The 1,793-nt window shown below is 63.1% G+C and carries 2 protein-coding genes; both read right to left on the bottom strand.

Annotated features, from left to right (window positions below; translation table 11 throughout):
- On the bottom strand, positions 1–1,188 hold a 1,188-nt coding region (locus tag KIH75_RS09965; RefSeq protein WP_219056547.1), incomplete at its 3' end, for an ABC transporter permease.
- A partial coding sequence (locus tag KIH75_RS09960; RefSeq protein WP_219056546.1) for an ABC transporter permease occupies positions 1,175–1,793 on the bottom strand: 619 nt, incomplete at its 5' end. The genes KIH75_RS09965 and KIH75_RS09960, both read right to left, overlap by 14 nt.

The following is a 1,793-nucleotide window of genomic DNA, read 5'->3' as shown; positions in this document are numbered from 1 at the left end:
CACCAATCCGGTGTCGCACGCCCAGCCCGTCACATCGACGGAGGAGACGGTGCCGACGCCGAGCGCCTTATCGATGGAAACGCAATACCACCAGCCTGGCAGCAGCTTACCCACCGTGATCATCGCCTGCGGCATAAGCGATACGGAGAACGCCATGCCGGAGGTGAACATGATGGCGAGGCCCACCACGTTGGCCACGCCGTTCACCGCGATCTCGCTGACGCCGAACGCGGAGAGCAGATACCCGAAACATGCGGATACGAGGATCACCGAGAACATGGACAGCGCCACCATGGCGTAACCGCCCGCCGATATCGCGCGCAGATCCATGCCGCATGCCGCCATCAGGCAGCAGGTCACCAGCATGTACAGCGCCCATACCGCCATCGAGAACGTCACGCACAGCAGTATCTGCTGCACTCCGATGCGCCGTGGCGATATCGCGGCGACCTCCAGCCTGCGGCGGCGTTCCGCGCCGCCGAACGAAGACAGCACGACGGCGATGATCACGGTGACGGCGATGAAGGCCAGGTAGGCGATCAGCTTCACGGTGAATGCGAAACCGGTGAGTCCGGGCACGGTGCCGTCCTTCTTGCCGTCTTTCACCACGGTGACCTTGTTCTCCCCCGACGTGGCGGCAGCGCGCTTGTCTTCGACGGTGCGCTTCGCGGCTTTGGCCATCCCGGCGGCGTCGAAGGTCTTCGCTGCGGTCATGGATATGCGCATATTGCTCAGGAAGGAGTCGATCTCCATCCGTCCCATGGCACCGGCACCGGACGAGTAGCTGGTGACGGTACCGATCTTCGGTACCGTGGTTCCCCGCTCGCATGCCTTGGCGAAATCGGATGCGTACCCTTCCGGCACGATCGCGATGAGGTCGACATGATCGGTGGCGACGGCGTTCTGCAGGACGACGGGGCGGTCCTCCAAGGCGATCACCGTGTTCGACACGGCGAAATACCTGCGCAACGACGAGGCCAGTTCGCGCCCTGCCGCGGTCCCGTCACGGTTCACCACGGCCACCGAGGCCTTGGCTTCGGAGAAAACGCCGTCATCGCTCTGATGCACGCTGCTGTTCACCACCGATCCGCTCATCATCACCATCATCGCGCACAGCCAGACGATGTAGATGGCCAGGTACAGTTTGTGCGCGAATACGACGCGCCAGCCGGCTTTAAAGGTAGTCATAGCGTTGCCTCCTGAGGAGCAGGGCCGCGATGGCGAGGGATACGGCGCCGAACGCGAAGAGGATGCCGGCCGCCTGGAAGAACGGGCGGTAACTGTCGAAATACATGAGGTCGTAGAACAGGTTCGTCACCTGCTTGGCGGGGTTCAGCACGCTCAACACCGGCATGTTCCGGTCGATGAGGTCGGAAAGATCCATGGCGAAAACGCCGTACAGGCCGGCGAACAGCGACAGGAAGCACGACAGCGCGGTGGAGATGCCCGTTTTGGTTGCGGCGTCGAGCTTGGGAATCGAGCCGAGAAGCAGGCCGAGCCCGCTGGACATGAAGGCCGCCACCGCGATGCCGAGCACCGCCATCGCTTCGCGCCCGCCCATGCCGACATGGCATACGTACCGGATGTACAGCAGGAGCACGAACAGGCTGGCGAACGAGCAGAGCCAGCTGACGAGCAGTACGGACGCGATCTGCTTCCACTTGGGCAGCGGGCTGACGGTCTGCCTGATGCCGAGCGTCGAGAGATTGGCCTGCATAGAGGTGATGCTGTTGATGGCGAACGACATGGCCATGAGGCTCACCATGCCGAACAGCGCGTAGAAGTACCGCGCC

This window comes from Bifidobacterium pongonis, from assembly GCF_019331805.1.
Lineage (GTDB): Bacteria > Actinomycetota > Actinomycetes > Actinomycetales > Bifidobacteriaceae > Bifidobacterium > Bifidobacterium pongonis.
This window is presented reverse-complemented; position numbering and strand designations above follow the sequence as displayed.